This is a genomic window from Aeromonas cavernicola (genome assembly GCF_002795305.1).
In the GTDB taxonomy this organism is placed as follows: Bacteria; Pseudomonadota; Gammaproteobacteria; order Enterobacterales; family Aeromonadaceae; genus Aeromonas; species Aeromonas cavernicola.
Genome location: NZ_PGGC01000095.1, coordinates 1 through 26868 on the forward strand (window position 1 = coordinate 1; position 26868 = coordinate 26868).

A 26868-nucleotide genomic window follows, 5' to 3' on the forward strand; every position below is an offset into this window, starting at 1 on the left:
ACACTGCCGCCCTTTGTCGCAGGCTCACTGGCGTGGCTCGATCTAGCCATCATCCAACCACAGGCGACCCCTTGGTCAGTCGCAGGGCATGAGGTGGCCCGCCAGCAATTTACCCTGCCCACCCCCCTCGCTCTGCCTGCGCCGACGACAGCGGCCACCCTTACCGAGCAGCCAGATTACTGGCTAGTCACCGCCGCCAACAGTCAGTGGCAGCTCGACAAGCAGAGCGGCCGCATTACCAGTTGGCGCAAAGGGGGCGAGGAGCAGCTGCTGGCACCGATTCGCGACCACTTCTACCGCGCGCCGCTGGACAACGACATCGGCACCAGCGAGGCGGATCACGCCGATCCCAGTGCTTGGATTGCCCGCTGGCAGCAGGCAGGACTCAACGACCTGACCCATCGCTGCCTTGCCATCGACGCGAGTCCGCATTTGGGCCACATTCAGGTCAGCGACTGCTATTTGGTAGCGGGGGAAGCCCGTCTGCTTACCCGCTGGCAGCACCAATTCAGCGCCGATGGCGCCATGTTACTCACCATCGCGGTCACCTCCGCTAGTGTGATGCCTTCTCTGCCGCGGATCGGTGCCAGCCTGTGGCTAGCCAAGGGGGAATGGGACCCACAACAGCGGGTCGTCTGGCTCGGACGCGGGCCCCATGAAAACTACCCAGATCGCCAACTCAGTGCTGACCTTGGCCGCTGGCAACAGCCGCTGGCAGCAATGCATACCCCCTATATCTATCCCACTGATAACGGGTTGCGCTGCGATACCCGCCAGTTACAACTGGCAGGTATCACCATAGAGGGCCACTTTCACTTCAGCGTCAGCCGCTATAGCCAGCCGCAGCTGGCCAAGGCCCGCCACCAGACTGACCTGACTGCTGAGCGAGGAGTGCATGTGTGTCTCGATGGTTTTCACATGGGAGTTGGAGGGGATGACTCGTGGAGTCAGAGCGTACGACCAGAATATTGGCTACGGCCCGGCCACTACTCTTGGCACTGTGTTCTACGCTGAATTTAAGCAGCTCGTTGGCAATCCAGCTGCAATCAGGTCTTCACTGTTGACTTAAAAGTTAACTTTTTGAATACCATGTAATTTTTTGTATGTAACAGAGTGTAAACGTTTTCAATTTGTCGTCATGATCACAGTCATCGCGGCAACAAATTGATTACATTAGGCTGGCGCTGATTGCAGGCGATAGCGACGCGATCTGCCAACACAGCGCCCCCCCTCCCCTACAAAACAGATAGAGAGATCGGAGCATAACAATGAAAAAAATCACCACGATTGCTGCCGTATTGATGACCATGATGGCAGGTGCCAACGCCCACGCGGAGACCCGCATCGGGGTAACCGTCTACAAATACGACGATAACTTCATGGCGGTGGTACGCAAAGCCATCGAGAAAGAAGCGGCGACCAAGCCTGATGTCGAGCTGCTGATGAATGACTCCCAAAACGATCAATCCAAGCAGAATGACCAGATTGACGTACTGCTGGCCAAAGGGGTTAAAGCACTGGCCATCAACTTGGTTGATCCCGCTGCCGCCCCCGTGGTGATCGACAAAGCGCGCAGCGAAGATATCCCAGTGGTGTTCTACAACAAGGAACCCAGTGCTGCCGCACTATCCAGCTACGACAAGGCCTACTACGTGGGCACCGACTCTAAGGAGTCAGGGATCATCCAGGGTCAGCTGATTGCCAAACACTGGAAAGCCCATCCGGAGTGGGATCTGAACAAGGATGGGGTGATCCAGTTCGTGCTGCTCAAAGGGGAGCCCGGTCACCCAGATGCCGAAGCGCGCACCTCCTACGTGGTCAAGACCCTGAACGACGGTGGCATCAAGACCGATCAGTTACATATGGACACCGGCATGTGGGACACCGCCATGGCCAAAGACAAGATGGATGCTTGGATCTCGGGCCCCAACGCCAACAAGATCGAAGTGGTCATCGCTAACAACGACGGCATGGCAATGGGAGCAGTCGAGTCATTGAAGGCGCAGGGCAAAACCGCCATTCCGGTGTTTGGCGTCGATGCGCTACCGGAAGCGCTGGCCATGGTCAAGAGCGGTGCCATGGCGGGCACCGTGCTGAACGATGCCGCCAACCAGGCCAAAGCCACCTTCGAGCTGACCAACAACCTGGCTGAAGGCAAACCGGCCGGTGAAGGCACCAACTGGAAGATCGACAACAAGGTAGTACGTGTTGCCTACGTTGGTGTGGATAAAGACAACCTGTCCCAATTCGAGTAATTCCCTCCTCCAAGGCAAGGGAGATCCCCTTGCCCTTTTTTCAACCAGATGTGATGGCTGATATGACAACACAGCAACAAGCAGAATGGCTGTTGGAGATGATTGACGTCAGTAAGAGCTTTCCCGGCGTCAAGGCACTCGATAATGTCAATTTACGGGTCCGTCCTCATTCTGTGCATGCGTTGATGGGCGAGAACGGCGCGGGAAAATCCACCCTGCTCAAGTGCCTGTTCGGCATTTACGAGAAGGATCAGGGCAAGATCTTCTTCAAGGGGCAGGAGATCAACTTCAGCTCCTCGAAAGAGGCGCTGGAAAATGGCGTCTCCATGGTGCATCAGGAGCTCAACCTGGTGTTGCAGCGTACCGTGATGGACAACATGTGGCTCGGCCGCTACCCCACCAAGGGGTGGTTTATCGACCACGGCAAGATGTATGACGACACCCGGCGCATCTTCGATGAACTGGATATCGACATCGATCCCAAGGTGAAGGTCGCGACCCTGTCGGTCTCCCAGATGCAAATGATCGAGATCGCCAAGGCGTTCTCCTACGATGCCAAGATCGTCATCATGGACGAGCCCACCTCCTCCCTGACCGAGAAAGAGGTGAACCACCTCTTCAAGATCATCAACAAGTTGAAGGATAAGGGGTGCGGCATCGTTTACATCTCCCACAAGATGGAGGAGATCTTCCAACTCTGTGACGAGATCACTATCTTGCGGGATGGCCAGTGGGTAGCAACCCAGCCGCTCAAGGGCATGACCATGGATCAGATCATCGGGATGATGGTTGGCCGTGAACTGACCCAGCGTTTCCCGGAAAAAACCAACCAGCCGCAAGAGGTGATCCTCGAGATCGAACACCTGACGGCGAAGAACCAGCCCTCCATTCGAGATATCAGCTTTAACCTGCACAAGGGGGAGATCCTCGGCATCGCAGGACTGGTGGGGGCCAAGCGCACCGATATCGTCGAGACCCTGTTCGGTATTCGCGATCGCAGTCAGGGCAGCATCAAACTTCATGGCAAAGAGGTGGCCAACCACAACGCCCACGAAGCGATTCGCAACGGCTTTGCGCTGGTGACGGAAGAGCGCCGCTCCACCGGTATCTATTCGCGGCTCGACATCGCCTTCAACTCGCTGATCGCCAACATGGACAGCTACAAAGGTTCCATGGGGCTGCTCAGCGATAACAAGATGAAGAGTGATACCCAGTGGGTGATCGACGCCATGCGGGTCAAGACACCGACCCAGCAGACCCAGATCGGTTCCCTCTCTGGCGGCAACCAGCAGAAGGTGATCATCGGTCGCTGGCTGCTGACCCAACCGGAGATCCTGATGCTCGACGAACCCACCCGCGGCATCGACGTAGGGGCCAAGTTTGAGATTTACCAGCTTATTTTGGAGCTAGCGAAAAAGGACAAGGGGATCATCATCATCTCCTCCGAAATGCCCGAGCTACTTGGCATCACCGACCGGATCATGGTGATGAGCAATGGCCGGGTCGCTGGCATCGTCAATACCAAAGCCACTGACCAGAGCGAGATACTGCGTCTGGCATCGCTCTACCTCTAGCGACAGGAAGACATTATGACGTCGGTTAAAAATTTTAATCTGCTGCAAGCGCTCAAGGAAAACGCCATCTACTTGGTGTTGCTGGTGCTGCTTATGGTCATCGTGATCCAAGAGCCCTCTTTCCTGAGCCTCACCAACTTCAGCAACATCCTGACCCAGTCCTCGGTGCGGGTCATCATCGCGCTGGGGGTGGCGGGCATTATTATTACCCAAGGCACCGACCTGTCGGCCGGCCGTCAGGTTGGTCTGGCCGCGCTCATCGCGGCGACCATGCTGCAAGCGCTGGATAACGTCAACAAGGTGTTCCCAGATTTAGGGGTAGTACCCATCCCAGTGGTGATCCTGCTGGTGTGCGCCGTAGGCGCGCTGATTGGCCTGATCAATGGCTTGATTGTGGCCTACCTAAACGTGACCCCGTTTATCACCACCCTAGGGACCATGATCATCGTCTATGGCATCAACTCCCTCTATTTTGACTCGGTGGGGGCTTCGCCGGTGGCCGGGTTTGATCCCCGCTTCTCCAGCTTTGCTCAAGGGTTTATCCGAATAGGAGGATTCAAGCTCTCGTATCTCACCTTCTATGCAGCCATCGCCAGCGTCTTTGTTTGGGTACTGTGGAACAAGACCCGCTTTGGCAAAAACATCTTTGCCATCGGTGGCAACCCCGAGGCCGCCAAAGTGTCTGGCGTCAACGTGGCGGTCAATCTGGTGATGATTTATGCGCTGGCAGGGGTGTTCTACGCGTTCGGCGGTATGCTAGAAGCGGGCCGGATCGGCAGCGCCACCAACAACCTCGGCTTCATGTACGAGCTGGATGCCATTGCGGCGTGCGTGGTGGGCGGGGTGTCGTTTGCCGGCGGGGTGGGGACAGTTGCTGGAGTGATCACCGGCGTGCTGATTTTCACCCTGATCAACTATGGTTTGACCTATATCGGGGTCAGCCCTTACTGGCAGTTCATCATCAAGGGCGGCATCATCATTCTGGCCGTGGCGCTGGACTCCATGAAATACGCCAAGAAAAAGTAGCCCCTCCCCTACTCTGTTGGGCTTTGCCACCCTGATCAGGTGCAAAGCCCAAGCAGCAAACCAATGGCCCATATACAGCGCAGTGGTAACCTGATGACTGATTTGAAACACAGCACCGAAAAATGCCTACAAAACTCACTTTTTTAATGTATTGATGATGTCACGAAAAAAATAGATATTCTTCGTGATGACCTCTTCTTGTGAGCAGCCGGTATCTAGATGCGCCATAAAACCATCATGATTAAACAGTTCATATTGCGTTCTTAGCTTATTGGTGATGGTTTCAATCGAGCCGATCATCATCGAGTTATTTACATCTAAGCAGTTATATAAAAAATCAATGGTTACATCACTTCCTCTTAAGTACTTATTCATATTTTTAAAATAGGGATAAAATTCGGTGACCGCTTGCTCGTCTGACTCGGCAGCAAAAAACCAACTCGTCGTGATTACCTTTGGTCGTTGTAATATATCGCTAGCCACAAAATTTTCACGATAATAGTCAATCATCCTAGCATAGGATGAATTCGGCCCTGCCAATGTCGTCAACATCATAGGCAAGCCATGCTTGGCCGCCGATAATACACTCTCTGGTGAGCCACCGACTGCATGCCAAATATTTAAACCAGTATCGCAGTAAGGTAATACAGGCAAATTATTAATATTGCTTCTATACTTTCCCTGCCATGTAAGCGGCGATTTATTTATACCCGCTGAGTTAATCGCCAGCAATAAGTTTAATTTTTCTCTAAATATATCGTCGTAAAAAGCCTCATTGACATTAAAAAGCTGATAGCTCCCCAGACGTGAGCCTCGTCCAACGACAGGATTGACCCGCTTAGGAAATAACAGTGAAAGTGTTGAAAAATCTTCATATACCCGAACGGGGTCTTGAGTACTAAGCACCGATACTGAGCTAAATAATTTTATCTGAGCTGTTGCCGCGGCTAAAGCCGCAAGCATCACAGTATGCGCCTGGGTAACAAAGTTTGCTTCATGACTTTCACCAATGGCAAATGCATCAATACCTAATTGTTCACACAAAATGCCCATATTAATGATCTGAGCAATTCGGTCTCTATCTGTTAGAACGCGAGCATTGTCTGGATCTGGTATATTGGCGCCTATGGTAGATGCACCAAATATGAAATCATTAGGATGTAAACTCATATTTACGTCACTCACACTTAGTATATTCAAAAAAAAGCCGATACTTTCGTATCGGCAAACACATTGGAAAACATAATTAAACGTTAACGTAAAATAATTTACTTCAGTAAACCGATTTGCTTCATGAAGGTATAATCATCATAAAATAACCATTCTTCATCCATGGTTCCTTCATCATTCCATCTAGCCACTGTTGCCATTTCAATCTCGAAACGCTTACCTGTAGGTTGAACAACTGTACCATCCCCTAGCGTCATTGGTTTAGTAAAGGTACCACGCCAAACCCCGGTTACAGCAGTATATTTGCCTTGCCCAATACGAACATGATGAATTGGATTTTCAGTATCAGGGGCAAATGAAAATATCTTTTTAGACCGAGCCAGATGCTCTTCTAGTCCCTTGGTTGTCGTTCCATCAGGATAATGAACAATAATATCCTTGGCATGGCTTCTATGCATTTCATCCCATTTCTGATGACTGTATACGTTAAAGTCTAAGTCATCAAAATTATCTAGATTTTTCTCGACCTCTATTCTTTCCTTTTTGAACTGTTCTAAGGTTTTATTTATCCTTTCTTCCTTAGTTTCTGGCGTCATTGAGGAAAAATCATCAGGCTTATTTTCTGCTGCATAAGTTAACTGCATGGATGTAAAAATTAAAAGTCCAGCAATAGAAAAACGATTCATAATATTACCTACCTGTATGCTGAATCAAACAAGGGATAATCAATATCGACAGCTTTTAAATGACCAAACGGAGAATACAAACGCACTATATGCTAGTTTATTAGTTTTTACATCCTCCTGCCATAAGTGTAGCAGGAGGATACACAACAATTAAAAAATTAAAAAATTAAAAAATTAAAAAATTAAAAAATTAAAAAATTAAAAAATTAAAAAATTACCAATTTTTACCTAGCTTACTGTCCATACTAAATGCTCCCGCACCTGCCGCAGCTAAAGCTAAGAAGCCACCTGCGATAGAGATATTCTTCATAAATGACAGCATCTGCATGTATTCAGTAGGTTGATAATGGAACACCACTGCCGTGATAACGCAAAATCCTGCTAGGAGAATAGAGAGGCTTCTCGTAAATAAGCCAAGAACCAAAGCAATACCACCACCTAGCTCCAATAAAATAACCAATGGCAAGACGAAACCCGGCACCCCCATTGACTCCATGTAGCCTTGAGTCCCCGCATAGCCACCGATTTTCTGCCCGCCAGTCACAATAAAAATATTACTCAACAACACGCGACCTAGTAATAAGGCCAAATCTTTCATCTTATCCATATTAACATCCTCATTATTTACACAATATCGCCCTTGACTATACATCAATATCGGCGACGTTAGGGTAGATCAAATAGTAACCCTTGGCTGGCGCAAGTTGCGACTAGCCGCCAGTTATTTTCATCGCGGCTCAGAATCCCATCACCAGATCGAGCGGTCAGGTTATTGACCATTAACTCCCCTGAGATTAATTGCAGATAACCGTGCTGACCGGCGAGCTGCCAATCGTAGCTATCACCTGCGGATAACTCTAATCGCCATATACGCACCTGTTGGCGAATAGTCAGAGAGCCTGCTTCACCATTGGGTGACGCTATGAGTGTTAAGCCTGGTTTAGCCGCTATCTGCTTTTGCTGATAACTAGGCGGCGTACCTACCTCGTTAGGTTCAATCCAGATTTGCAACAATGAGAGCGGTTCGCTTTGCGATGGGTTGTATTCGCTGTGACGAATACCAGACCCTGCACTCATTAACTGAAATTCACCTGCGGGGATCTGCGCAACGTGGCCAAGGCTATCCTTGTGGGCGATGACGCCAGCTAGCACGCACGTCAGGATCTCCATATTGGCGTGGGGATGCGTCGCAAAACCACCATCAGGGGCAATAAAATCCTGATTGAGCACTCTCAATACGGAGTGTCCCATCCATTTCGGGTCATAATAGTGACCGAAGGAAAAGCTATGGCGAGCATCTAGCCAGCCAAAATTTGCATGACCACGCGCTTCAGATTGCCTTAGTTCCATCATGTTGTATCCCCCACAGCGTTATTACAGTCGGTTACGCTCCTTGCATTGTCAGGTTTGGCTGCTACAAGCCATCAACGTTGTTGAGTGCCAACACCTGCTATTTTTAAGAGAACATTCAAATATTATGTTGTTTATTTGCTTATGTTCACTTGGTTTTCACCGCAAAAATGATCCTGACATCAGAAATTTTATGTCAAAAACGCATTTAACAGCGTATTTTTGCCGTTAGTAAAATACTAATGTTAACTGACCTCATTTGTTAGCGAGTTTATCTGGCAAACAAATTCAAAAAAATTGAAGGTGGGTAATGGCGAAGGAAGTAAACAAAGACAGAGCGTTAACCCTAGAGGCCATTCGGGTACTCGATGCCATTGATCGTCGCGGGAGTTTTGCTGCTGCTGCCGATGAGCTGGGTAAGGTGCCCTCTGCGCTTAGTTATACGGTGCAAAAACTGGAAGATGATCTCGATGCCATGCTGTTTGACCGCAGCGGTCATCGCACTAAGTTTACCCCTGCCGGTCGCATGCTATTAGAGCGAGGACGCGTGCTACTAGAGGCAGCCGAACACTTGGTAGGGGAAACGCGAGCACTAGCAAGGGGCTGGGAAACCGAAATAACGATTGCTGTGGATGCGCTTGTCCCGATACAGACCCTTTATCCTTTAGTGGAAAAGTTGGCAACCCAAACCAATACCCGATTGCGATTCCGTGCCGAATCGCTAGCCGGTAGCTGGGAATGTTTGGAGGATGGTCGTGCCGACTTGCTCATTTCATCCCTCAATGCGGGGACCGTCTTGACGGGTATTAAACATCACTTGCTCAAAGAGGAGGTCATGTTGTACGTAGCGCATCCCGATCATCCTTTGCACCAAGAGCCAGAACCACTGGCAGATGAGACGCTGCGTCGTTATCGCGCAATCGCGGTCGCGGATTCAGCCTTGCGTAAACCGGTATTAACCTATCGGTTACTCGATAAGCAGCCTCGACTGACTGTGAACACCATGGTAGAGAAACGAGATGCGTTACTTGCGGGTATCGGTGTCGGCACGATGCCGTATAGCTATGTCACAGAGGAGATCAAGAGTGGTCAGTTGAAGGTGATTAGCCCTGAGTATCGCCACCAAGTACAAGTAGTTTTGGCTTGGCGCCGCGATACCATGGGTAAGGCCAAAAGCTGGCTGGTGCGTGAAATACCTAAGCTCTTTACGGATACGGCGTAAGCCATGCAGAGTGGCTGCATACTCGATACCATTGCTCATTGTATAAAGAAACGATGAGAACCGAGAGTCAACAAAAACAACTTGGGCTGCACCTAGCCTAGTCGGTTAGGCGACAACAAAAGCTAACATCTGCGACCTGGGTTAGTGGGTCATAACGGTGATAGTGCTCAAAACAGGGAGCCTGCAGCAAAGAATAGCCAGCATGGATAACATCGCTGATATGCTGGCGCCACAATTGAGGGTACTGAGCCGGATCGGTTACCGTGAAGCGTGATGACCCATAACGGCCACCCACAAACTGCTGAATCGACACCCCGCCACTGCCTTTGGCGTCTGTGGGTACGGTGACACAGATATCGGTGCGACATTGCGGGGGAGGAGTAGTTTCAGGGTTATCGTGGTAAATAAAGATGAACTCAACCCCGACTAACCCTTGAGTGGTTGCCCATTGCTCAAGTCGGTCACATACCGTTTGATAGTCTTTACCGTATGGTCCGGTTACTCGGATATAAGCCAAGGTACGAGGAGCCATCCGTTCAATCTTCATCTGCCATATCCTCCTTATTTATTATCCAAGATTTAGAACCCACCCCAAATTAGTCTATTTAGCTCACCATGTTGGCCCTGCTTCGTGCTCGAAATCCTCACAAGCTAGGTGTTCGCTGTAGTTTCTGTGTGCGATGGAAGTCCAAACTGGCTGTGCCAATCACACCGGCGTTGTTGAACAAACGCATATCTGCGCAGTTTCAATCATTGAAATCAGCAGAACTTTCCGTGCACCACCATAGCAGTGACACAGGAGTGCGGCTTCCAAGTGCGACGTTTAGGCTCGTGTCGCTTTTAGCCAGTGGAAAATTCTTTTATTTAACAACGCCAATCACACTTACCAAGATAGGTTATTAGCTACATTAACCGATAGTTACGGCATCTCAATACCGTATCAGCAGCATAAAAAGAGCGAATAGACCTTACCGTGAAGGAAAAACCAGCCATATGAAAAATATGGTAGACGATATTGATTTGTCACCTCCTGTTTTAAATCATTGTGTGGATACTCATCCGACCAAATCAATTGAGATGATGTCAAATATCGAAAACCATCGCATGGTGCTTAAACATAACGCGGATAGATGGGTAATAACACATTCTCATAAGGCTTTATTGTGCAATAAATAATCAAATTGGTGGTAATTATTTATCTCTTCAAGTGCTTCAAATTGAATTTTCCATTAGAACATGTGGCATTGTAATAGGTGATTATTAATGAATAATGTTTGCTGATGGTTTTTTATTCTAAAAAAACAGAATAATACCCTATCACCTCAATATTAAAGATCCTTATTAAACTAAATGTAAAAACTACAATACTGTCAGTATTTACAAACTAAAAGTGTTACATGCGTAAAAACAGATCTGTTTTATTTACAAATAGTTGATAGTTATTTTTAGATATTGTGGCTATTTATACCGACAGCCTTAACTTAAAATTAAACGTGCAAACGGTAATGATTAATTCATTTTTACACTCATGTTTAATGGAGAATACCAGTGAAAAAAATAGCACTAACCGTTATGTTGGCCTCATCCCTATTATCCGCATGTAACCAAGATAACCGTGGTAACTCGATAAATGCCGAAGAGGATGAAATTGCATCACTATATCGTGATGCGCAAACACAAGGGGAAAGACAGTTGATTGTCTGGGCAGGTGGTGATGCTCCTACCTCTCCCAATAATTGGATTGTGACTGAATGGAAGAAGGATTTTCCTGATATCGATTTACAACTAATAACTGATTTATCAAAATTTCATGACATCACGATTGATAAAGAGCTAGCATTAGGTAATCCAACCGCAGATTTGACACATCTACAAACGGTACAAAATTTTCAACGCTGGCGAGACGAAGGTCATTTGGAGGCATTTAAACCAGCGAGTTGGAATAAAATACCAAATGACATAAAAGATCAAGATGGTTATTATTTGCCTGTCTATATGATAACTTTTGCTCACTATGTTAACAAAAACAATATTATATCTGAGCCGGATAGTTTCAATGATTATCTTAAGCCTGAGTATAAGGATAATTTAATACTTACCTATCCTCACGATGATGATGCTGTTCTTTATTTATATAAGGAAATAGTGGATAAGTATGGCTGGGAATTTTTAGATAAATTATTAGCTCAGAATCCACGCTGGATTAGAGGGACTGCGGCACCTCGTGCGGTTGTAGCCAGAGGAGAAAAAATGGCTACATTTGGTGTTGCTGCTAGCTTCACTGAGTCCACTACGGGCAAAACCGTCTTACCTACCGAAGACACATTCTTAACGTGGGCACAAACTGGCGGGATATTTAAGAACGCGAGGCATAAAACGGCAGCCAAGTTATATATGAGCTGGCTTACCTCTAAAAAAATGCAAGAAAAATGGATTCAATGGTCCGTTCGAAATGATGTTCAGGCTAAAGTGGGTTATCGGCCTTATAACACTTATTCCAACACATCTCCGATCGATTTCTTTAAATTCATGATCGACAGGGAGTCTCTAGAGATATTTAAAAAGCAGATAGAAGAAAAAATTGGACCTGTTCAGGGGGGCTCACCACTAACTGATCCTGAGATATTGAGCTTGCTTTAAATTAATGAGTGCCTTAACAATAGCTTGGACTATTGTTGGGGCTCTTTCAAATAGAATAATTTAGTTTAGCGCTCACGATATTTTATTTTTTAATATGTTATCCTCATAGTAAAGTCAGTAATGGACGATTATTATCGTCCCCCCATCATTGTTAATATATTTTACTGTATTTTTAACATCGAGTTATCATTTATACCTCTATTAATTAACCTCCATCCTGCCAATGACTTCTAGCAATAACATTTTAAGATGTCGTATTTAAAGAATGCCTACTATCAATCAATCCTCAGAAATCGTTAGTCAATAAATGTGCCATTTACACCAAAGCCTATTTTTAGAATGACAACATGTGATGTAGTCGGGCTTTTGTTCTGAGCAATGCCTAGCAGAAAAATGATATCAACGTCAAAGTATTAATCATCACCTTGCTGTACTTTGGGCAAAATTTAACATTGCCTAATGCTTGCAATAAATTTTGATGATAATCAAAATTTTTATAATAATACCTAGGCAAGGTACTTTATCGTGACAAAAAGGCCCTCATTGGAGCTCTATTAACTGCGAGCAACCTCTATATTTTTGAAAAATAAAGATTATTCTATTGTCAGATTAAATGACAATGCTCTATATTTAGGAAAATACCTACATTAAAAGGGTGTACGGATGGCAAGTATCATTATCGTTGATGATCATCCTGCAATCAGGATGGCCGTCAAGATGATTGCGACAAGCGGTGGGCACGAAGTGATTGGTGAGTACGATAACGGTGTTGATGCTTTAGCTCAGATTCGTCAACTGGTTCCTGATATCTTAATTCTAGACATTAATATACCACGTATTGATGGCCTAGATGTGGTTAAACGAATCAATGAATTAGAGTGTAGGCCTAAAGTGATCGTTTTAAGTGCACATGATAGTGATCACATAAAAACCCGCTGTATTCAGTTGGGTGTTTGTTCTTTTATCTCCAAAATGGAAGATTTAGGCAAGCTTAAAGAAGTGATTGATAGGGTTTTATCTGGATATGTCATTTTTGAGCATGGTTTGCGTTTTGATGCCTCGCAAACTGCTCATGTGGATGATAATTCAGCATTGCAGGCTCTTTCTACTCGCGAAATGAGCGTATTACTTGCACTTGTGCGTGGCGAAAGTAATAAAAAAATAGCTGCCGATTTGATTTTAAGTGAAAAGACAATAAGTACGTATAAAACGAGGCTGATGAATAAACTTAATGTTAGTAATATTGTTGATTTAATAAATTTTGCCAAAAGACATAATTTGGTATAAACATGCGCAAATATCTTTGGTTTTTTTTGTCATTATTATTTATGAATTCAGTTTTTGCTCAAGATGGATTCATGAATATTTTATCCCGCAAGTCAAGCTCTGATGAAAAAAGTGTACTGACAAATCTTTCATCAGATGAAAAACTGTGGTTGAAACATAAAAAGCGTTTGATATTGGCTGTACCTAAAGAAGAATATCCACCGCATGACATAAAAATTCGCAGTGGCGGAGAAACTTATGAAGGCTTAACTGCGGATGTTATCGGTGTCATTTCATCAAATCTAAAAATAGACTTTGTTGCTAAAAGCTACCCCTCACGCTCAGCAGCCTTGTTAGCAATCAAGAAAGGAGAGGCGGACCTTATTGGTGCGGCAAATGATTATGAATTTAGTCAAGGGCTTAGATTAACAAGTCCCTACGCACACGACACCCCATCCATATATGGCAGGCTGGGGATGAAACTAGAAGATGTCCATACACTAGCTGTACCACAAGATTATCTTTCAAGTGAATTCATCAATACTTTTTTTCCAGGAAAAAAAATACTTTATTATTCTGGCGTCTATAGTGCGATAGCTAGTGTGGCGTATAAAATATCTGATGCTGTAATTGTTGACACAATTTCAGCTAACTTTCTTGTTAATAAATTATATCAAGACTCACTTCAGCTATTAAGTCTCATTCCATTTAAATCTCAAGGGTTTGCATTTGCAGTTGCAAACTATAATACGATACTAACATCAATTTTAAATCAATCCATTGAAAAATTAAATGATGTTCAGAAAGATGAAATGTATCAACGTTGGAGCGGTGGTGGTATATCACTATCCAGCAATAGACTTAACTTATCTGAGGATGAAATAGCTTATCTAAGAAAAAAGAAAAACCTTACTATTATTTTAAATTCGAGAATTCCACCCTTTGCTTATGCTGATGAAAATGGCAATTTCAGAGGTGTCCTCGCTGATATTGTTCAAGCAATGAAATTAAGTCTGGGTATAGAAATTAACGTCATCATGACAAAAGATAAAACACTTTCTGAGCAAGTAAAATCTATTGCTTCAGGGAGTGCAGATTTGACTATATTAAGCTCATTCGGAAGTAACGAATATGGTTTTTTATCTTCTAGATCTGTCATGTTAGATCCTTTGGTATACGTATTAAGAAAAGGGGATTTGGGGAAATACAGTGACTTCAGAGATGTAATCAAGGCTGGTCCTATCGGTGTAAGGAAAGGCGGAGTATCTGAAAGTATTCTGGAATATTATAAAGATGAGAGTGTACAAGTTGTATACACCTCTAATTTATCGATATGTGTTGTTAAAAAAGAGTGTCTAGCTACATTGTTACCGCTACGATTAGCCCAGTATTCAATTGATAATGAATTTCCAGATAGTCTTGCCATTGCAGGGGAACTATATGACTCAGAACCTATTGCGATAGTTTTTTCAGCAAATAAAAATAATCAAGTATTAATAGATGTAATTAATAAGTTTTTATCTTCTATTCCACCTAATGAAATAGATTTTTTACCTAGTCGCTGGCGTGTTAGTCCTGCCAGTGATGATATTAGCTTTAATGATATTTTTAGACACTTTGGTGCATCGTTAATATCCATTGTTATTACTCTGATTCTGATGGTGTTCTGGACCATTTCATTGCGACGTCAAAATAGAAAAAGAAGATTGGCTGAGACTAAGTTAAAACAACAATTAAAATTTATGGGGGAGTTAGTTGATAGTATACCTCATCCAATATTTGCTCGTAATGAGCAAGGTGATTTAATACTGTGTAATAGTAGTTTTTCCTTATTCCATCGAAAAGAAAAAGAAGAATTTATTGGCGGTAAATATGTCGAATTACCGCTCAGTGAACAATCAATGTCAGAATTAGGAAAAGTATATAATGAAATATACAGAACCGGTCAACCATATGAAGGTGACCATCAAGTCTTATTAATGGACGGTCGAACCTTTTATGTATATTACTGGTTGCATGCCTATCGAGATCTATCAGGCAATATTTCTGGTGTAGTGGGAGGGTGGATAGATATTAGTGATCGACATGCACTCATGAATGATCTATCGGAAGCATCTAATCGAGCAGAAGAGGCCAATAAAGCAAAGTCAACTTTCTTGGCTACCATGAGTCATGAAATTCGCACGCCAATGAATGCGATTATTGGTTTACTTGAGTTAACGTTACGTAAAGAAAACATAAGTGCTGAAGCAAGAGAGTCTATTTCAGTTGCTCACAATTCAGCGCTGGATTTATTATCTCTTATCGGTGATATCCTTGATATATCAAAAATAGAATCAGGGAAGCTCGAGCTAGCGCCAGCACCACATAGCATCGCTGAGCTAAGCCGTTCAGTGTTCAATGTGTTTACAGCTAATGCCAGAGCAAAAGGATTAATGCTCACTTGCAATATCACTGACGATGAAATAGTGATGATAGACCCTGTTCGATACAAGCAGATAATCTCAAATCTCATTAGTAACGCTATTAAATTCACCCGTGAGGGTAGTGTTACTCTGGCATTGAAGTTGCAATCAACAGGTGATGTTTGTTGTATAAAAATAATCGTGTCAGATACCGGCATTGGAATTAGTGAACAAGATCAAAATATATTATTTCAGCCATTTAGTCAGGCAACTCAGCCAACGGATGTCCAACGCTCGGGAACTGGATTGGGATTGATGATCAGTCGCACGTTATGCCAGATGATGGGTGGTAGTTTAGAGTTAGAAAGTGAATTAGGTAAAGGTACAACAATATCTGTATCCATTTGCTTAGAAACGGTAGCTCTTCATAGTGATAATACCAAAATTGATATTTTAGGTAGTAATTTTGAGCCTTCGGCTCGCAGCCATCATATTTTGATAATTGATGATCATCCAACCAACCGATTACTATTAAATCAACAATTGACGTTCCTCAAACATGAGGTTGTCATGGCAGAGTCAGGTAAGGATGCACTCGCTAAATTAGCTGACCAATATTTTGATATTATTATTACCGACTTTAATATGCCGGACATGGATGGCTTAGAATTTACGACTCACTATCGTCAGCAAGAGTTACAAGAGAAGCGTAAACGCTCTGTTATCATTGGATTAACGGCTGATGCACGTCAAGAACAAATGCAAAATGCAACATTAGTAGGGATGGATGATTGTCTCTTTAAGCCAGTTAGCCTCGATGAGTTAGAAAATTGTTTAGCAAAATATGATTTTCACCAAGATGCTGATTTGACAATTTCGATTGCTGACCGGATTGATGAAGTTATTCATTCGCTGGCGCCGGGTAATGCGGTCTCAGTTTATCCATTGCTAGAAGCATTCATGCTTGCGACCCAAGAGGATTTAGTCGCGCTAGCAGAAGCGAGTAATAATAATGACTGTCGGCGTTTTCTTGACCATTTGCATCGAATAAAAGGTGGCGCTCGAATAATTGGTGTTGACCAGCTTGTTGCTTGTTGCATTGAATGGGAGCAATCACCGAGACTGGCTTGGTGTATGCCGAGTGCATTACGTCAACTGCAGGAGGTATTTGAGCAAGTTCAAAAAGGTGTGAACTATTGGCGCGATACTCGTGGCGTATAAATAAGCGGTTTGAGAAGCACGATATCGCTTTTAATATACTTTTCCTAAGGGTGTTTGAGGGGGCGGCTTATCCTGCTTGCGTCCCTCAGCGAGGATGCCGCTCTCGCTCCTTAGAACCTATCCCATTAGGCTATTTAGCTAACCATGTTGGCCCTGCTTCGTGCTCGAAATCCTGACGTACTGTGTGTACTCGGTTCCACGCGATGCGAGCCAAGCAGACTGCACTAATCACACCGACTGGGATAGGTTTTCTTAGTGTTCAATGACAACGGTGTATTTCATACTCTTGCTAAGAGCCAGTTGTGCTCTATATGCACAGCTTGGTATTGCAAGCGTTGTTAGCCAACCATTCCAATTTCGCTCTTCATCTTAGCTTTAAGCTATGGCCTGCTACCGTGTTATTCTCGCCGGCTCCGAGCAAGCGGTGAGAGACATGAACACAAAGAGCGGCTTTGTCGGCCTCACTTAGAAACGCCAAAGTTAAGCCATTTTTTTGAGCACTACGGATCTCGTCGATGGTCAGGCCCGCGGCAGGTGCAGCGACTTGATATTCATGGGGCAAGTCGATGCCCTCCACAGCCGGATCGTCGGTATTGAGACAAGCGAGTACGCCTGCAGCTAAAAACTGGCGAATGGGATGTTCACTCAGGTTCATCACTGTGGTGGTCTGCACGTTGGAAGTCAGGCAGGATTCAATACCAATACGCTGTTCGGCCAGATAAGCCATCAGGGCGGGGTCTTGGATCGCATTGACGCCGTGGCCTATCCGCTCTGCACCAAGATTCTGGATGGCCTGCCAGATGCTGTCGGGGCCCGCTGCTTCACCTGCATGCACGGTGACATGTAGGCCGGCATCCCGTACTTGGCGAAAATGGTCGGTAAATAGGTCACCGGGAAACCCCAACTCGTCACCGGCCAGATCGATGGCAACCAACTTATCGCGATAGGCCAGACAGGCGGCGAGTTCGCGGCGGCATTGCTCGGTGCCGAAGGTTCGGCTCATGATGCCAATCAGGTTAGTCTTGATGCCAAAGTCGCGGCTGCCAGCGGCCACGCCATCGATAATGGCTTCCACTACGCCTTGCGGATGCAGCTTGTTGGCCATCGCCATATAGGCAGGGCTGAAGCGCAGCTCGGCATAGTCGATATTGGCGCGCAGCAGATCTTCCACATTCTCGTAGGCAACTCGGCGACACGCATCGTAATCGGCCAGCACTGCAACCCCCCAATCCAACTTTTGCAAGAACGCTACCAAACTCGGCTCTTTCTCCACGATCTGGACATGAGGGCGCAGTGTCTCCAGCTCATCGGCTGGCAGTCGGATATTGTGTTGACGGCCCAACTCAAGAATAGTTTGCAGACGGATGTTGCCATCCAAATGACGATGCAAATCGGTCAGGGGAAGAGATCTGTCAATCATACTGGCGCCCTCATCTAGTTAGGGTGGAAACCCTGCCATTCTAGGCAGGGCGTGCCAAAAAGATACCCTGCGAGGTACTAAAGGCGGGCGCGATTAGCGATCCGAATAGAAGGACGTGATGGGAAACGTTTTTATCCTAGCTCAAGAGATATCGAGCTCTTTGAGCTTACGGGTAAGGGTATTACGCCCCCAGCCTAGCAACCGAGCCGCTTCTTGTTTATGGCCTTGGGTATGGGTCAGTGCGGTAGTTAGCATAATCCGCTCAAACTGGGGCAGTGCATCAGCCAAGATGTCGGTTTCACCCTCCACCAGTTTGCTGGCAATCCATCGTTGCAACTGCTGCTGCCAGTCACTCGGCGGCAGCGCTGGCTCGGGAGTGGCAACACTGGGTATGGGAGTAAGCAGCTCAGCAGGCAAATCACTCACCAACACCTCTTTGCCTGCTGCCATGACGGTAAGCCAACGACAGGTGTTTTCTAACTGGCGCACGTTACCCGGCCAAGGCAGGCGGCTGATGTAGTCTTGGGCATCTGGGTGCAAGCTCTTCGCCTCCACGTTCAGCTCCTTGGCGGCACACAGCAAAAAGTGGCGAGCCAGCTGGGGGATGTCCTCGCGGCGCTCTTTGAGGGCGGGGATATGGATGCGAATCACGTTAAGGCGATGGAACAGATCTTCCCGAAACTCGCCATCAGCCACCCGTTTCTCCAGATGCTGGTGAGTAGCGGCGATAATCCGCACATCCACCTGCACCGGCTGATGGCCACCCACCCGGTAAAACTGGCCATCGGCCAATACCCGCAGCAGCCGAGTTTGCACATCCAGCGGCATGTCGCCGATCTCGTCGAGAAACAGGGTGCCACCGTCGGCCTGCTCGAAGCGGCCGTGGCGGATGTTGTTGGCGCCGGTGAAGGCCCCCTTCTCGTGACCGAACAGCTCTGATTCGATGAGATCTTTAGGGATGGCAGCCATGTTGAGGGCAATGAAGTTCTGGTGGGCACGCGGGCTGTGCTTGTGCAGCGCATGGGCGACCAGTTCCTTGCCAGTGCCGCTCTGGCCATTGATCAGCACCGAGATGCTGGAGCGCGACAAACGGCCGATAGCGCGGAATACTTCCTGCATTGCAGGCGCTGCACCGATAATCTCTGGCGTGCTGGGCACCTCTTGTTGGTGCGCTTTGCGCTTCGTGCGTTGCTCTCTAAGATGGGCTTCGGCACGACGCACCAAGGTGACCGCTTCGTCGATATCAAATGGTTTGGGCAGGTATTCAAAAGCACCGCGCTGGTAGGCGTTGACCGCGCTATCAAGATCAGAATGGGCCGTCATGATGATCACCGGCAAGTCAGCTTGCCGATGATGAATTTGCTCCAATAGGCTCAAGCCGTCGATGCCAGGCATGCGAATATCAGAGAGGATCACATCCGGTGAGCGCAGCGCCAAGGCGTGCAATAACGCCTCGCCATCGGCAAAGCTCTCGCATTGAAAGCCTTCACTACCGAGCGTTCGTTCCAATACCCAACGGATAGCACTGTCATCGTCGACGATCCATACCTTGGCAGTCATGGGGTCCCCTTATTTGCGAAGCGGTAAAAAGATGGTGAACTCGGTGTGTCCCGGCCAACTGATGCAGTCAATCCGGCCTTTATGCTGATCAATCAAGGTCTGGGCGATGGAGAGACCGAGCCCAGTACCTCCCTCTTTGCCGGTGATCATCGGATAAAACAAGGTGTCGCGGATCGCTTCGGGAATGCCGGGGCCGTTGTCAATAATTTTGATCTCGGTGGCCAGTCGGTAGCGTTGGCCATGGATGGTGATCTGAAAGGCGGTGCGGGTTTTGATGCGGATAAGACCGGTCTGGTCGCCCAGTGCCTCGGCAGCGTTGCGCACTATATTGAGAAACGCCTGCTGCAGCTGATCCGGCTCCATCTCAAATTCAGGGATGCTGGGATCGTAATCCCGCTCGATGCGTACCGCAGGGGGCAGCTCTAACTCCACCAATCGGCGTACCTGCTCCAACACGGAGTGCACGTTATGCAGTTGGTGACGGCCCGGTCGCTGGGGCCCAAGCAGCCGATCCACCAGCACTCGCAGCCGATCGGCTTGCTCGATAATGATGCCGGTATATTCGCGCAGGGCTGGATCTGGTAGCTCTTTTTGCAAAAGCTGGGCGGCACCGCGCAGGCCGCCGAGTGGATTCTTGATTTCGTGGGCCAGTCCGCGTACCAGCTCCTTGGCCGCCAACTGCTGAGCATGTTGCTGCTGTTCTTGGCTAATTTTTTTCTGCTGGTCGATCTTTCGTAATTCCACGACCAACAAGCGCTGGTGCTGATCGGCCATCGGGGTTGCGCTCAGCTCAACCAAGCAGGCCTCCCCCTCTACCACCAGCGTCACTTCACTATCGGTAAAACCTTGTCCTGATAGCAAGCACTGCTTAAGACGTTGTAGATCAACGGAGATATGCTCCAACAGATAAGGTAGTTCGAGCCCGATCAAGCGTCGTTTACTGAGAGAGAGCAGCTGCTCGGCGGCAGGATTAACAAATTGAATGCAGAGTCGCTCATCCATCACAATCACAGCGGTCAGCAGATTATCCAACAGGGTTTTGGCATGATCCGAGCGGGTTGGCACTGATTTCTCCCTAAAGCGGTGCGACACACATAATTCGCACCAATATGGTGCGTGAAGTTTACCCGCATCGCAGCCTTAGATCATCCCTGATTCGCCTTAGGAGTGGGCTTCGGAGCGGAAAGGTTGCTGGCCCTATGCAGATAGAAGGTAACAGGGGAGGATTTAGCAAGGATCGTACCGTCTTTGGCGAGTAGATCGAGCTGGGCCACATGAGCACCGCGATCTAGGTTCTCAACTCGGATGACCGGGTTATTGCTAACCAAGGCGGCGGTTTGGCCATTGAGCGTAAGGCGCACATCGTATTGAGTAGGGGCAGCAGGATTAATCTGCCCATGAAACACTACGTTACCGGTATTGTCCCGTAAGGTACCACCCTGCTCTGGCACCAGCAGTGCGATGCTCAACTTGGCTTCGCCCTGCGCTTGCTTAGCCCCTTTCCCTGTCAGTTCGTTGAAGTTGCTGACCTGCACTGAGCGGGGAGCATTACCAATAAATGGGGCAATGCGTAAATCAACCTCTTTTGCCTGTTTGCCAGGCAGAGGAGTATCGGTGTAATGGGTCACACCATTGCTATCGACCCAAGAGTAGACCTTGGCCGCATCTGCGCTAAACGAGGTCAGCAACAGGAGGGTGAGCATCCCTACACCATGCTTGTGGTTCATCCATCTCTCCTTGACGGTATCTTGCTTAAATCCTATCAGAGAAAAAACCCGCCAGATGGCGGGTTTTGTCACGATTAAGCACACTGACCAAGTTTAAACGGGCAGGCGGTTTCGGCTTAGACGGAGTAGTACAGTTCAAACTCCAGCGGGTGCGGGGTCATGCGCACACGGTCAACATCCTGCTGTTTCAGTTCCAGGTAGGAGTTGATGAAGTCATCGCTAAACACACCACCGCGGGTCAGGAACTCGCGATCGCTATCCAGAGCGGACAGGGCTTCGTCCAAAGAGCCGGCAACGGTCGGCACTTCTGCGGCTTCTTCCGGCGGCAGGTCATACAAGTTCTTGTCCATGGCATCACCTGGATGGATCTTGTTGATGATACCGTCCAGACCAGCCATCAACTGAGCTGCAAAGGCCAAGTATGGGTTGGCAGCAGGATCCGGGAAGCGCACTTCGATGCGGCGAGCTTTCGGGCTCGGTACCACCGGGATACGGATGGAGGCAGAGCGGTTGCGGGCAGAGTAGGCCAGCATGACCGGTGCTTCATAACCCGGCACCAGACGCTTGTAGGAGTTGGTGGTTGGGTTGGCGAAGGCGTTGATGGCCTTGGCGTGTTTGATGATACCGCCGATGTAGTGCAGAGCCATCTCGGACAGGCCGCCGTACAAGTCGCCAGCGAACAGGTTAACGCCATTCTTGACCAGCGACTGGTGGCAGTGCATGCCAGAGCCGTTGTCACCGAACATGGGTTTTGGCATGAAGGTGACAGTCTTGTTGTAAGCGTGAGCCACGTTGTGGATCACGTACTTCAGTACCTGCACTTCATCCGCTTTCAGGGTTAAGGTATTGAAGCGGGTGGCGATCTCGTTCTGACCAGCAGTGGCCACTTCGTGGTGGTGAGCTTCAACGACTTGGCCCATCTCTTCCAGCACCAGACACATGGCGGCGCGGATATCCTGAGAAGAATCGACCGGCGCAACCGGGAAGTAACCGCCTTTGACGAATGGGCGGTGTCCCTTGTTACCATGCTCGTAGTTGGTGCCTGAGTTCCAAGCCGCTTCTTCAGACTCAATCTTGACGAAGCTATGACCCATGGTGTTCGAGAAGGTGATGTTGTCGAACATGAAGAACTCTGGCTCAGGCCCGAACAGCACAGTGTCAGCAATGCCGCTGGATTTGAGGAAGTCTTCGGCACGCTTGGCGATGGAACGCGGATCGCGGTCGTAGCCCTGCATGGTGGCAGGCTCCAGCACGTCACAGACGATATTCAGAGTGGTCTCTTCGGTAAACGGGTCCAGTTTGGCAGAAGCCGCGTCCGGCATCAGCACCATGTCAGATTCATTAATGCCTTTCCAACCGCCGATAGAGGAGCCATCGAACATCTTGCCGTCTTCGAAGAAATCTTCGTCAACTTGATGAGAAGGAATAGATACGTGCTGTTCTTTACCTTTGGTATCGGTAAAACGCAGATCAACAAACTTGACTTCATGTTCCTGGATCAATGCCAAAACGTTCTGGGCAGACATGCTAAGTAACCTCCGGTGTTAAAACTCGTTAGATGAATACGTCGTCGAATCCACCTAAGCCAGTATCGTGCCAAGTTTGTGACAGCCTGATTTGGGGCGATCCTCACGGGATTTTGTGCGCCAACTAGGCTGTCTCATCTCGTATTGCATCAAAATAGTGCGCCTTTGGATCGTCTTGGTGCACTAAAATGGTGCGTAGTATACAAGCACTGCTGATCTTAAGCAGAGTTTGTTACGACCGTCCATGATCTAGATCCATTGCACTCCACTGGCGCGCTGTAATTCTGCTAGGCAGATCACAAAGGCAAGAGTACAATTAGCGCCCAATTTTACCCGGTGATTGAGGCGAGAATGTTAGAGAATTTACGCAATATTGCGATTATTGCGCACGTTGACCACGGCAAAACGACCCTAGTGGATAAGCTGCTGCAGCAGTCCGGCACTTTGGACCGCTCCACGGAAGGCCAAGAACGGATCATGGACTCCAATGATCTGGAACGGGAACGTGGCATCACTATTCTCGCTAAGAACACTGCAATCCGTTGGAAAGACTACCGTATCAACATCGTAGATACCCCCGGGCACGCCGACTTCGGTGGTGAAGTTGAGCGGGTACTCTCCATGGTTGACTCAGTACTGCTGCTGGTGGATGCCGTTGATGGCCCAATGCCACAAACTCGTTTCGTGACTCAGAAGGCATTTGCCCAAGGTCTGAAACCGATCGTGGTGATCAACAAGATCGACCGTCCGGGTGCGCGTCCTGACTGGGTAATGGACCAAGTATTTGATCTGTTTGATAACTTGGGTGCGAGTGATGAACAGCTCGACTTCAAGGTGATCTACGCCTCAGGGTTGAATGGATGGGCCACGCTGGACCAAGACACGCCGTCAGACAACATGGAACCCCTGTTCCAAGCCATCATTGATAACGTAGAAATCCCCAAGGGCGATTCAGAGGGTGGCTTCCAGATGCAAGTCTCCCAGCTGGATTACAACTCCTACGTTGGCGTAATTGGTATCGGCCGCATTACTCGTGGTCGTGTCAAAACTAACCAGCAGGTCACCATTGTCGGTGCTGACGGCAAGACCCGTAACGGCAAAGTCGGCCAAGTCTTAGGCTATTTGGGACTGTCTCGCACCGAAGTCGTGGATGCACAAGCCGGCGACATCATCGCTATCACCGGCCTAGGCGAGCTGAAAATCTCCGATACCATCTGTGACAACGGTGCTGTTGAAGCCCTGCCACCGCTCTCCGTTGACGAGCCGACCGTGAACATGACCTTCCAGGTCAACACCTCACCGTTTGCCGGTAAAGAGGGCAAGTTCGTGACCTCCCGTAACATTCTGGAGCGGCTGAACCAGGAGCTGGTCCACAACGTGGCCCTGCGCGTGGAAGAGACTGATGATCCGGACAAGTTCCGTGTATCCGGTCGTGGTGAGCTACACCTCTCCATCCTGATCGAAAACATGCGTCGCGAAGGTTACGAACTGGCTGTGTCTCGTCCGGAAGTCATCCTGCGTACCGTTGATGGTGTGCTACAAGAACCGTTCGAAACCGTAACGGTAGACGTTGAAGAAGTGCACCAGGGTTCCGTGATGGAGCAACTGGGTCTGCGTAAAGGCGAAATGACCAACATGACGCCGGATGGCAAGGGGCGTGTCCGCCTGGACTTCATGATCCCGAGCCGTGGCCTGATCGGCTTCCAGACCGAGTTTATGACCATGACCTCCGGTACCGGTCTGCTGTACCACACCTTCGACCACTACGGTCCGCACAAGGGTGGCAGCATCGGTGAGCGTCAGAATGGCGTGCTGATCTCCAACGCAACCGGTAAGGCCCTGACTTACGCCCTGTTTGGTCTGCAAGACCGCGGTCGTCTGTTTATCGGTCACGCAACCGAAGTGTATGAAGGCCAAGTGATCGGTATCCACTCACGTTCCAACGACCTGACTGTTAACTGCCTGAAGGGCAAACAGCTGACCAACATGCGCGCCTCTGGTACGGATGAAGCCCAAGTGCTGACTCCGCCCATCCGTATGTCACTGGAACAAGCCCTCGAATTCATCGACAACGATGAGCTGGTGGAAGTGACACCAAAGAGCATCCGTATCCGTAAAAAGCTGCTAACTGAAATGGATCGTAAGCGCGCTGGCCGTAGCTAATCCTATGGGGTAAATCATTCCCCAATTAGGCAAACAAACGGGCCCAAACCTCTGGTTTGGGCCCGTTTGTTATAGTGGCCATCTCAATATGATCATCCGGTGAGAAAGCAAACCCGAACGGTGCATGGCATCGATAAGATCGCCAGCACAGTGCCTAACGTGTACTGGCGTTGAAGTGATTTGACGACTGAACTTACTGACGCCAGAAAGAGGGGAAGAACACCACGATCACCGTCAAGATTTCGAGCCGCCCTAGCAACATACCAAACGACAATAACCACTTAGCCGAATCAGGCAAACTAGCGAAGTTAGTGCTTGGCCCCACCACAGGCCCCATCCCTGGCCCCACGTTAGCCACGGCAGTGATCGCGCTCGAGATAGACGTAAGAGGGTCAAGACCAATGGCAGCAAGCAGGGCGGCAATCAGCAGGATGATAGCAAAATAGGCCAGTACGAAGGCGATCATCGAGCGAATGATGGCGTCATGGACGGTGCGGCCATTGTACTTTTGTGGAAACACCGCAGAAGGGTGCATGAGTTGACGCATCTGCTTCTTGAACAACGAAAATGCCAGCTGCACACGGAAGATTTTGAGCCCACCCGAGGTGGAACCAGAACACGCTCCCAGCGCCAGCAAAAAGATAAACACGATGCTAGCAAGCGGCCCCCACGTGCCGAAATCCCCCAAGCCATAGCCGGTGGTGGTGATGACTGAGACAATATTAAAACTGCTGATCCGCAGCGCATCACTAAAGCTAAACAGCTCCCGGCTCCAAAGATAAAGGCTCATGATGAGGGTCACCCACACCACTAACCAAAAAAATCCTCGGACCTGCGCATCCCTGAGCAGGCTGTAATCTTTGTGATGGACGCTCTGCACATAAAGCAGAAAAGGCAACCCGCCGAGAAACATAAACAGGGTGCCAATCCAATGTGCTGCGTTAGAAAAGTGGGACATGGATTGATCGGAGGTAGAGTAGCCGCCGGTACTCAGGGTGGTCATCGCATGGTTAATAGCCTCAAACAAGGTCATGCCGCTAGCCCAGTAGGCCATGAAGCAGAGCATCGAGAGCACCAGATACACCCCCACTATGTTGTTCGCCACCGTCTTGGCACGGGGTGCACTTTTATCTGACCAATCTGAGCTTTCGGTTTGGAACAGCTTCATGCCGCCAACGTTAAGGTAGGGTAACACCGCCACCGCCATCACGATAAACCCCACCCCGCCCAGCCACTGCAGGATGGAGCGCCACAGCAGGATGCTATGCGCCATATTGTCCAGACCAGACAGCACCGTCGAGCCGGTCGTCGTCACCCCAGACATGGTCTCGAAGTAGGCATCGGTAAAGTTGATGTGGGTAATAAACACGAAGGGCAACGCCCCGAAGATACAGGCCACCACCCACACCGAGGTGGTCAGCAGAAACATCTCCCGCACGCCGAGATGAAATTCCGCTTTACGCCCCGCATGGAGGCAGAGCAGGGCGGCAGCGTGGGTAATCAGCACCGATTTGAGGAACTCAACAAATCCCTCAGAACCAGTCAATAGGGCCAACAGAGTGGGCAGCCACATAAAAAGCGCCAGTTTGGATAACACCAGCCCGAGAGTGAAGAGAATAGGGCGCAGCTTGATCATCTTGGGTAGCCTGTGCGTTGA

20 protein-coding genes are annotated in these 26868 nt (G+C 48.4%); 9 read left to right on the plus strand and 11 right to left on the minus strand.

What is annotated here, in order from left to right; genetic code table 11:
• From CUC53_RS10960 to mglC, 4 genes are all read left to right on the plus strand, one after another.
• The coding region (locus CUC53_RS10960) for a beta-galactosidase small subunit-related protein (RefSeq protein ID WP_476692210.1) at positions 1 to 1014 on the plus strand (1014 nt) is incomplete at its 5' end.
• 254 nt (positions 1015 to 1268) lie between these two features.
• Positions 1269 to 2255, plus strand: coding sequence for a galactose/glucose ABC transporter substrate-binding protein MglB (mglB, locus tag CUC53_RS10965; RefSeq protein ID WP_100294202.1), 987 nt, complete (start codon positions 1269 to 1271; stop codon positions 2253 to 2255).
• A gap of 53 nt (positions 2256 to 2308) precedes the next feature.
• Positions 2309 to 3829 (plus strand): galactose/methyl galactoside ABC transporter ATP-binding protein MglA, encoded by a 1521-nt coding sequence (mglA, locus tag CUC53_RS10970; RefSeq protein WP_100294253.1) that lies wholly within the window; start codon positions 2309 to 2311, stop codon positions 3827 to 3829.
• Between the two features lie 15 nt (positions 3830 to 3844).
• Positions 3845 to 4855: a galactose/methyl galactoside ABC transporter permease MglC gene (gene mglC, locus CUC53_RS10975; protein WP_100294203.1), complete on the plus strand. Its 1011-nt coding sequence runs from the start codon at positions 3845 to 3847 to the stop codon at positions 4853 to 4855.
• 135 nt (positions 4856 to 4990) lie between these two features.
• Here the strand turns inward: mglC and CUC53_RS10980 are convergent, their stop codons facing one another.
• The 4 genes from CUC53_RS10980 to CUC53_RS10995 form a co-directional block, all read right to left on the minus strand.
• Positions 4991 to 6025, minus strand: a complete 1035-nt coding sequence (locus tag CUC53_RS10980) for an LLM class flavin-dependent oxidoreductase (protein WP_100294204.1) — start codon at positions 6023 to 6025, stop codon at positions 4991 to 4993.
• A gap of 98 nt (positions 6026 to 6123) precedes the next feature.
• The gene (locus tag CUC53_RS10985; RefSeq protein WP_100294205.1) at positions 6124 to 6711 is read right to left on the minus strand and encodes an ester cyclase; all 588 of its coding nucleotides are present in this window, start codon (positions 6709 to 6711) and stop codon (positions 6124 to 6126) included.
• Between the two features lie 214 nt (positions 6712 to 6925).
• Entirely contained in the window at positions 6926 to 7318 is a 393-nt protein-coding gene (locus tag CUC53_RS10990) for a DoxX family protein (protein ID WP_100294206.1), read from the minus strand.
• Positions 7319 to 7377: 59 nt separating this feature from the next.
• A complete protein-coding gene (locus CUC53_RS10995) occupies positions 7378 to 8064 on the minus strand; it encodes a pirin family protein (RefSeq protein ID WP_100294207.1) in 687 nt (228 codons plus the stop codon).
• Positions 8065 to 8371: 307 nt separating this feature from the next.
• On the opposite strand from CUC53_RS10995, the gene CUC53_RS11000 reads away from it, so the two are divergent.
• Positions 8372 to 9283 (plus strand): LysR family transcriptional regulator, encoded by a 912-nt coding sequence (locus CUC53_RS11000; protein WP_100294208.1) that lies wholly within the window; start codon positions 8372 to 8374, stop codon positions 9281 to 9283.
• A 97-nt stretch (positions 9284 to 9380) separates the two neighbouring features.
• On the opposite strand, the gene CUC53_RS11005 is transcribed toward CUC53_RS11000, so the two are convergent.
• A complete protein-coding gene (locus tag CUC53_RS11005; protein ID WP_100294209.1) occupies positions 9381 to 9830 on the minus strand; it encodes an AraC family transcriptional regulator in 450 nt (149 codons plus the stop codon).
• Positions 9831 to 10831: 1001 nt separating this feature from the next.
• On the opposite strand from CUC53_RS11005, the gene CUC53_RS11010 reads away from it, so the two are divergent.
• The 3 genes from CUC53_RS11010 to CUC53_RS11020 all read left to right on the plus strand — a co-directional run bounded on the left by CUC53_RS11010 (position 10832) and on the right by CUC53_RS11020 (position 16815).
• On the plus strand, positions 10832 to 11923 hold the full coding sequence (locus CUC53_RS11010; RefSeq protein WP_100294210.1) for an extracellular solute-binding protein: 1092 nt from the start codon (positions 10832 to 10834) through the stop codon (positions 11921 to 11923).
• A gap of 663 nt (positions 11924 to 12586) precedes the next feature.
• Positions 12587 to 13210: a response regulator transcription factor gene (locus CUC53_RS11015; RefSeq protein ID WP_100294211.1), complete on the plus strand. Its 624-nt coding sequence runs from the start codon at positions 12587 to 12589 to the stop codon at positions 13208 to 13210.
• Positions 13211 to 13212: 2 nt separating this feature from the next.
• Positions 13213 to 16815, plus strand: a complete 3603-nt coding sequence (locus tag CUC53_RS11020) for an ATP-binding protein (RefSeq protein ID WP_100294212.1) — start codon at positions 13213 to 13215, stop codon at positions 16813 to 16815.
• A gap of 364 nt (positions 16816 to 17179) precedes the next feature.
• Here CUC53_RS11020 and add read toward each other — a convergent pair whose 3' ends face one another.
• The 5 genes from add to glnA all read right to left on the minus strand — a co-directional run bounded on the left by add (position 17180) and on the right by glnA (position 23048).
• Positions 17180 to 18235, minus strand: a complete 1056-nt coding sequence (gene add, locus CUC53_RS11025; protein WP_236757908.1) for an adenosine deaminase — start codon at positions 18233 to 18235, stop codon at positions 17180 to 17182.
• Between the two features lie 141 nt (positions 18236 to 18376).
• Positions 18377 to 19795 carry a nitrogen regulation protein NR(I) gene (glnG, locus tag CUC53_RS11030; protein WP_100294213.1) on the minus strand — a complete coding sequence of 473 codons (1419 nt, stop codon included), beginning with the start codon at positions 19793 to 19795 and terminating at the stop codon, positions 18377 to 18379.
• Positions 19796 to 19804: 9 nt separating this feature from the next.
• A complete protein-coding gene (gene glnL / locus CUC53_RS11035) occupies positions 19805 to 20860 on the minus strand; it encodes a nitrogen regulation protein NR(II) (RefSeq protein ID WP_100294214.1) in 1056 nt (351 codons plus the stop codon).
• 80 nt (positions 20861 to 20940) lie between these two features.
• Positions 20941 to 21522, minus strand: a complete 582-nt coding sequence (locus CUC53_RS11040) for a DUF4124 domain-containing protein (protein ID WP_100294215.1) — start codon at positions 21520 to 21522, stop codon at positions 20941 to 20943.
• 116 nt (positions 21523 to 21638) lie between these two features.
• A complete protein-coding gene (glnA, locus tag CUC53_RS11045) occupies positions 21639 to 23048 on the minus strand; it encodes a glutamate--ammonia ligase (RefSeq protein ID WP_100294216.1) in 1410 nt (469 codons plus the stop codon).
• 351 nt (positions 23049 to 23399) lie between these two features.
• Between glnA and typA the strand changes: the two genes are divergently transcribed.
• Entirely contained in the window at positions 23400 to 25211 is a 1812-nt protein-coding gene (typA, locus tag CUC53_RS11050; RefSeq protein WP_100294217.1) for a translational GTPase TypA, read from the plus strand.
• A gap of 193 nt (positions 25212 to 25404) precedes the next feature.
• On the opposite strand, the gene CUC53_RS11055 is transcribed toward typA, so the two are convergent.
• A complete protein-coding gene (locus CUC53_RS11055; protein ID WP_100294218.1) occupies positions 25405 to 26847 on the minus strand; it encodes a TrkH family potassium uptake protein in 1443 nt (480 codons plus the stop codon).
• Positions 26848 to 26868 lie beyond the last annotated feature (21 nt).

Coding starts and splice junctions, on each gene's coding strand:
- mglB (WP_100294202.1), top strand. CDS start 1,269: ATGAAAAAAATCACCACGATTGCTGCCGTATTGATGACCATGATGGCA.
- mglA (WP_100294253.1), top strand. CDS start 2,309: ATGGCTGATATGACAACACAGCAACAAGCAGAATGGCTGTTGGAGATG.
- mglC (WP_100294203.1), top strand. CDS start 3,845: ATGACGTCGGTTAAAAATTTTAATCTGCTGCAAGCGCTCAAGGAAAAC.
- CUC53_RS10980 (WP_100294204.1), bottom strand. CDS start 6,025: ATGAGTTTACATCCTAATGATTTCATATTTGGTGCATCTACCATAGGC.
- CUC53_RS10985 (WP_100294205.1), bottom strand. CDS start 6,711: ATGAATCGTTTTTCTATTGCTGGACTTTTAATTTTTACATCCATGCAG.
- CUC53_RS10990 (WP_100294206.1), bottom strand. CDS start 7,318: ATGGATAAGATGAAAGATTTGGCCTTATTACTAGGTCGCGTGTTGTTG.
- CUC53_RS10995 (WP_100294207.1), bottom strand. CDS start 8,064: ATGATGGAACTAAGGCAATCTGAAGCGCGTGGTCATGCAAATTTTGGC.
- CUC53_RS11000 (WP_100294208.1), top strand. CDS start 8,372: ATGGCGAAGGAAGTAAACAAAGACAGAGCGTTAACCCTAGAGGCCATT.
- CUC53_RS11005 (WP_100294209.1), bottom strand. CDS start 9,830: ATGAAGATTGAACGGATGGCTCCTCGTACCTTGGCTTATATCCGAGTA.
- CUC53_RS11015 (WP_100294211.1), top strand. CDS start 12,587: ATGGCAAGTATCATTATCGTTGATGATCATCCTGCAATCAGGATGGCC.
- CUC53_RS11020 (WP_100294212.1), top strand. CDS start 13,213: ATGCGCAAATATCTTTGGTTTTTTTTGTCATTATTATTTATGAATTCA.
- add (WP_236757908.1), bottom strand. CDS start 18,235: ATGATTGACAGATCTCTTCCCCTGACCGATTTGCATCGTCATTTGGAT.
- glnG (WP_100294213.1), bottom strand. CDS start 19,795: ATGACTGCCAAGGTATGGATCGTCGACGATGACAGTGCTATCCGTTGG.
- CUC53_RS11040 (WP_100294215.1), bottom strand. CDS start 21,522: ATGAACCACAAGCATGGTGTAGGGATGCTCACCCTCCTGTTGCTGACC.
- glnA (WP_100294216.1), bottom strand. CDS start 23,048: ATGTCTGCCCAGAACGTTTTGGCATTGATCCAGGAACATGAAGTCAAG.
- typA (WP_100294217.1), top strand. CDS start 23,400: ATGTTAGAGAATTTACGCAATATTGCGATTATTGCGCACGTTGACCAC.
- CUC53_RS11055 (WP_100294218.1), bottom strand. CDS start 26,847: ATGATCAAGCTGCGCCCTATTCTCTTCACTCTCGGGCTGGTGTTATCC.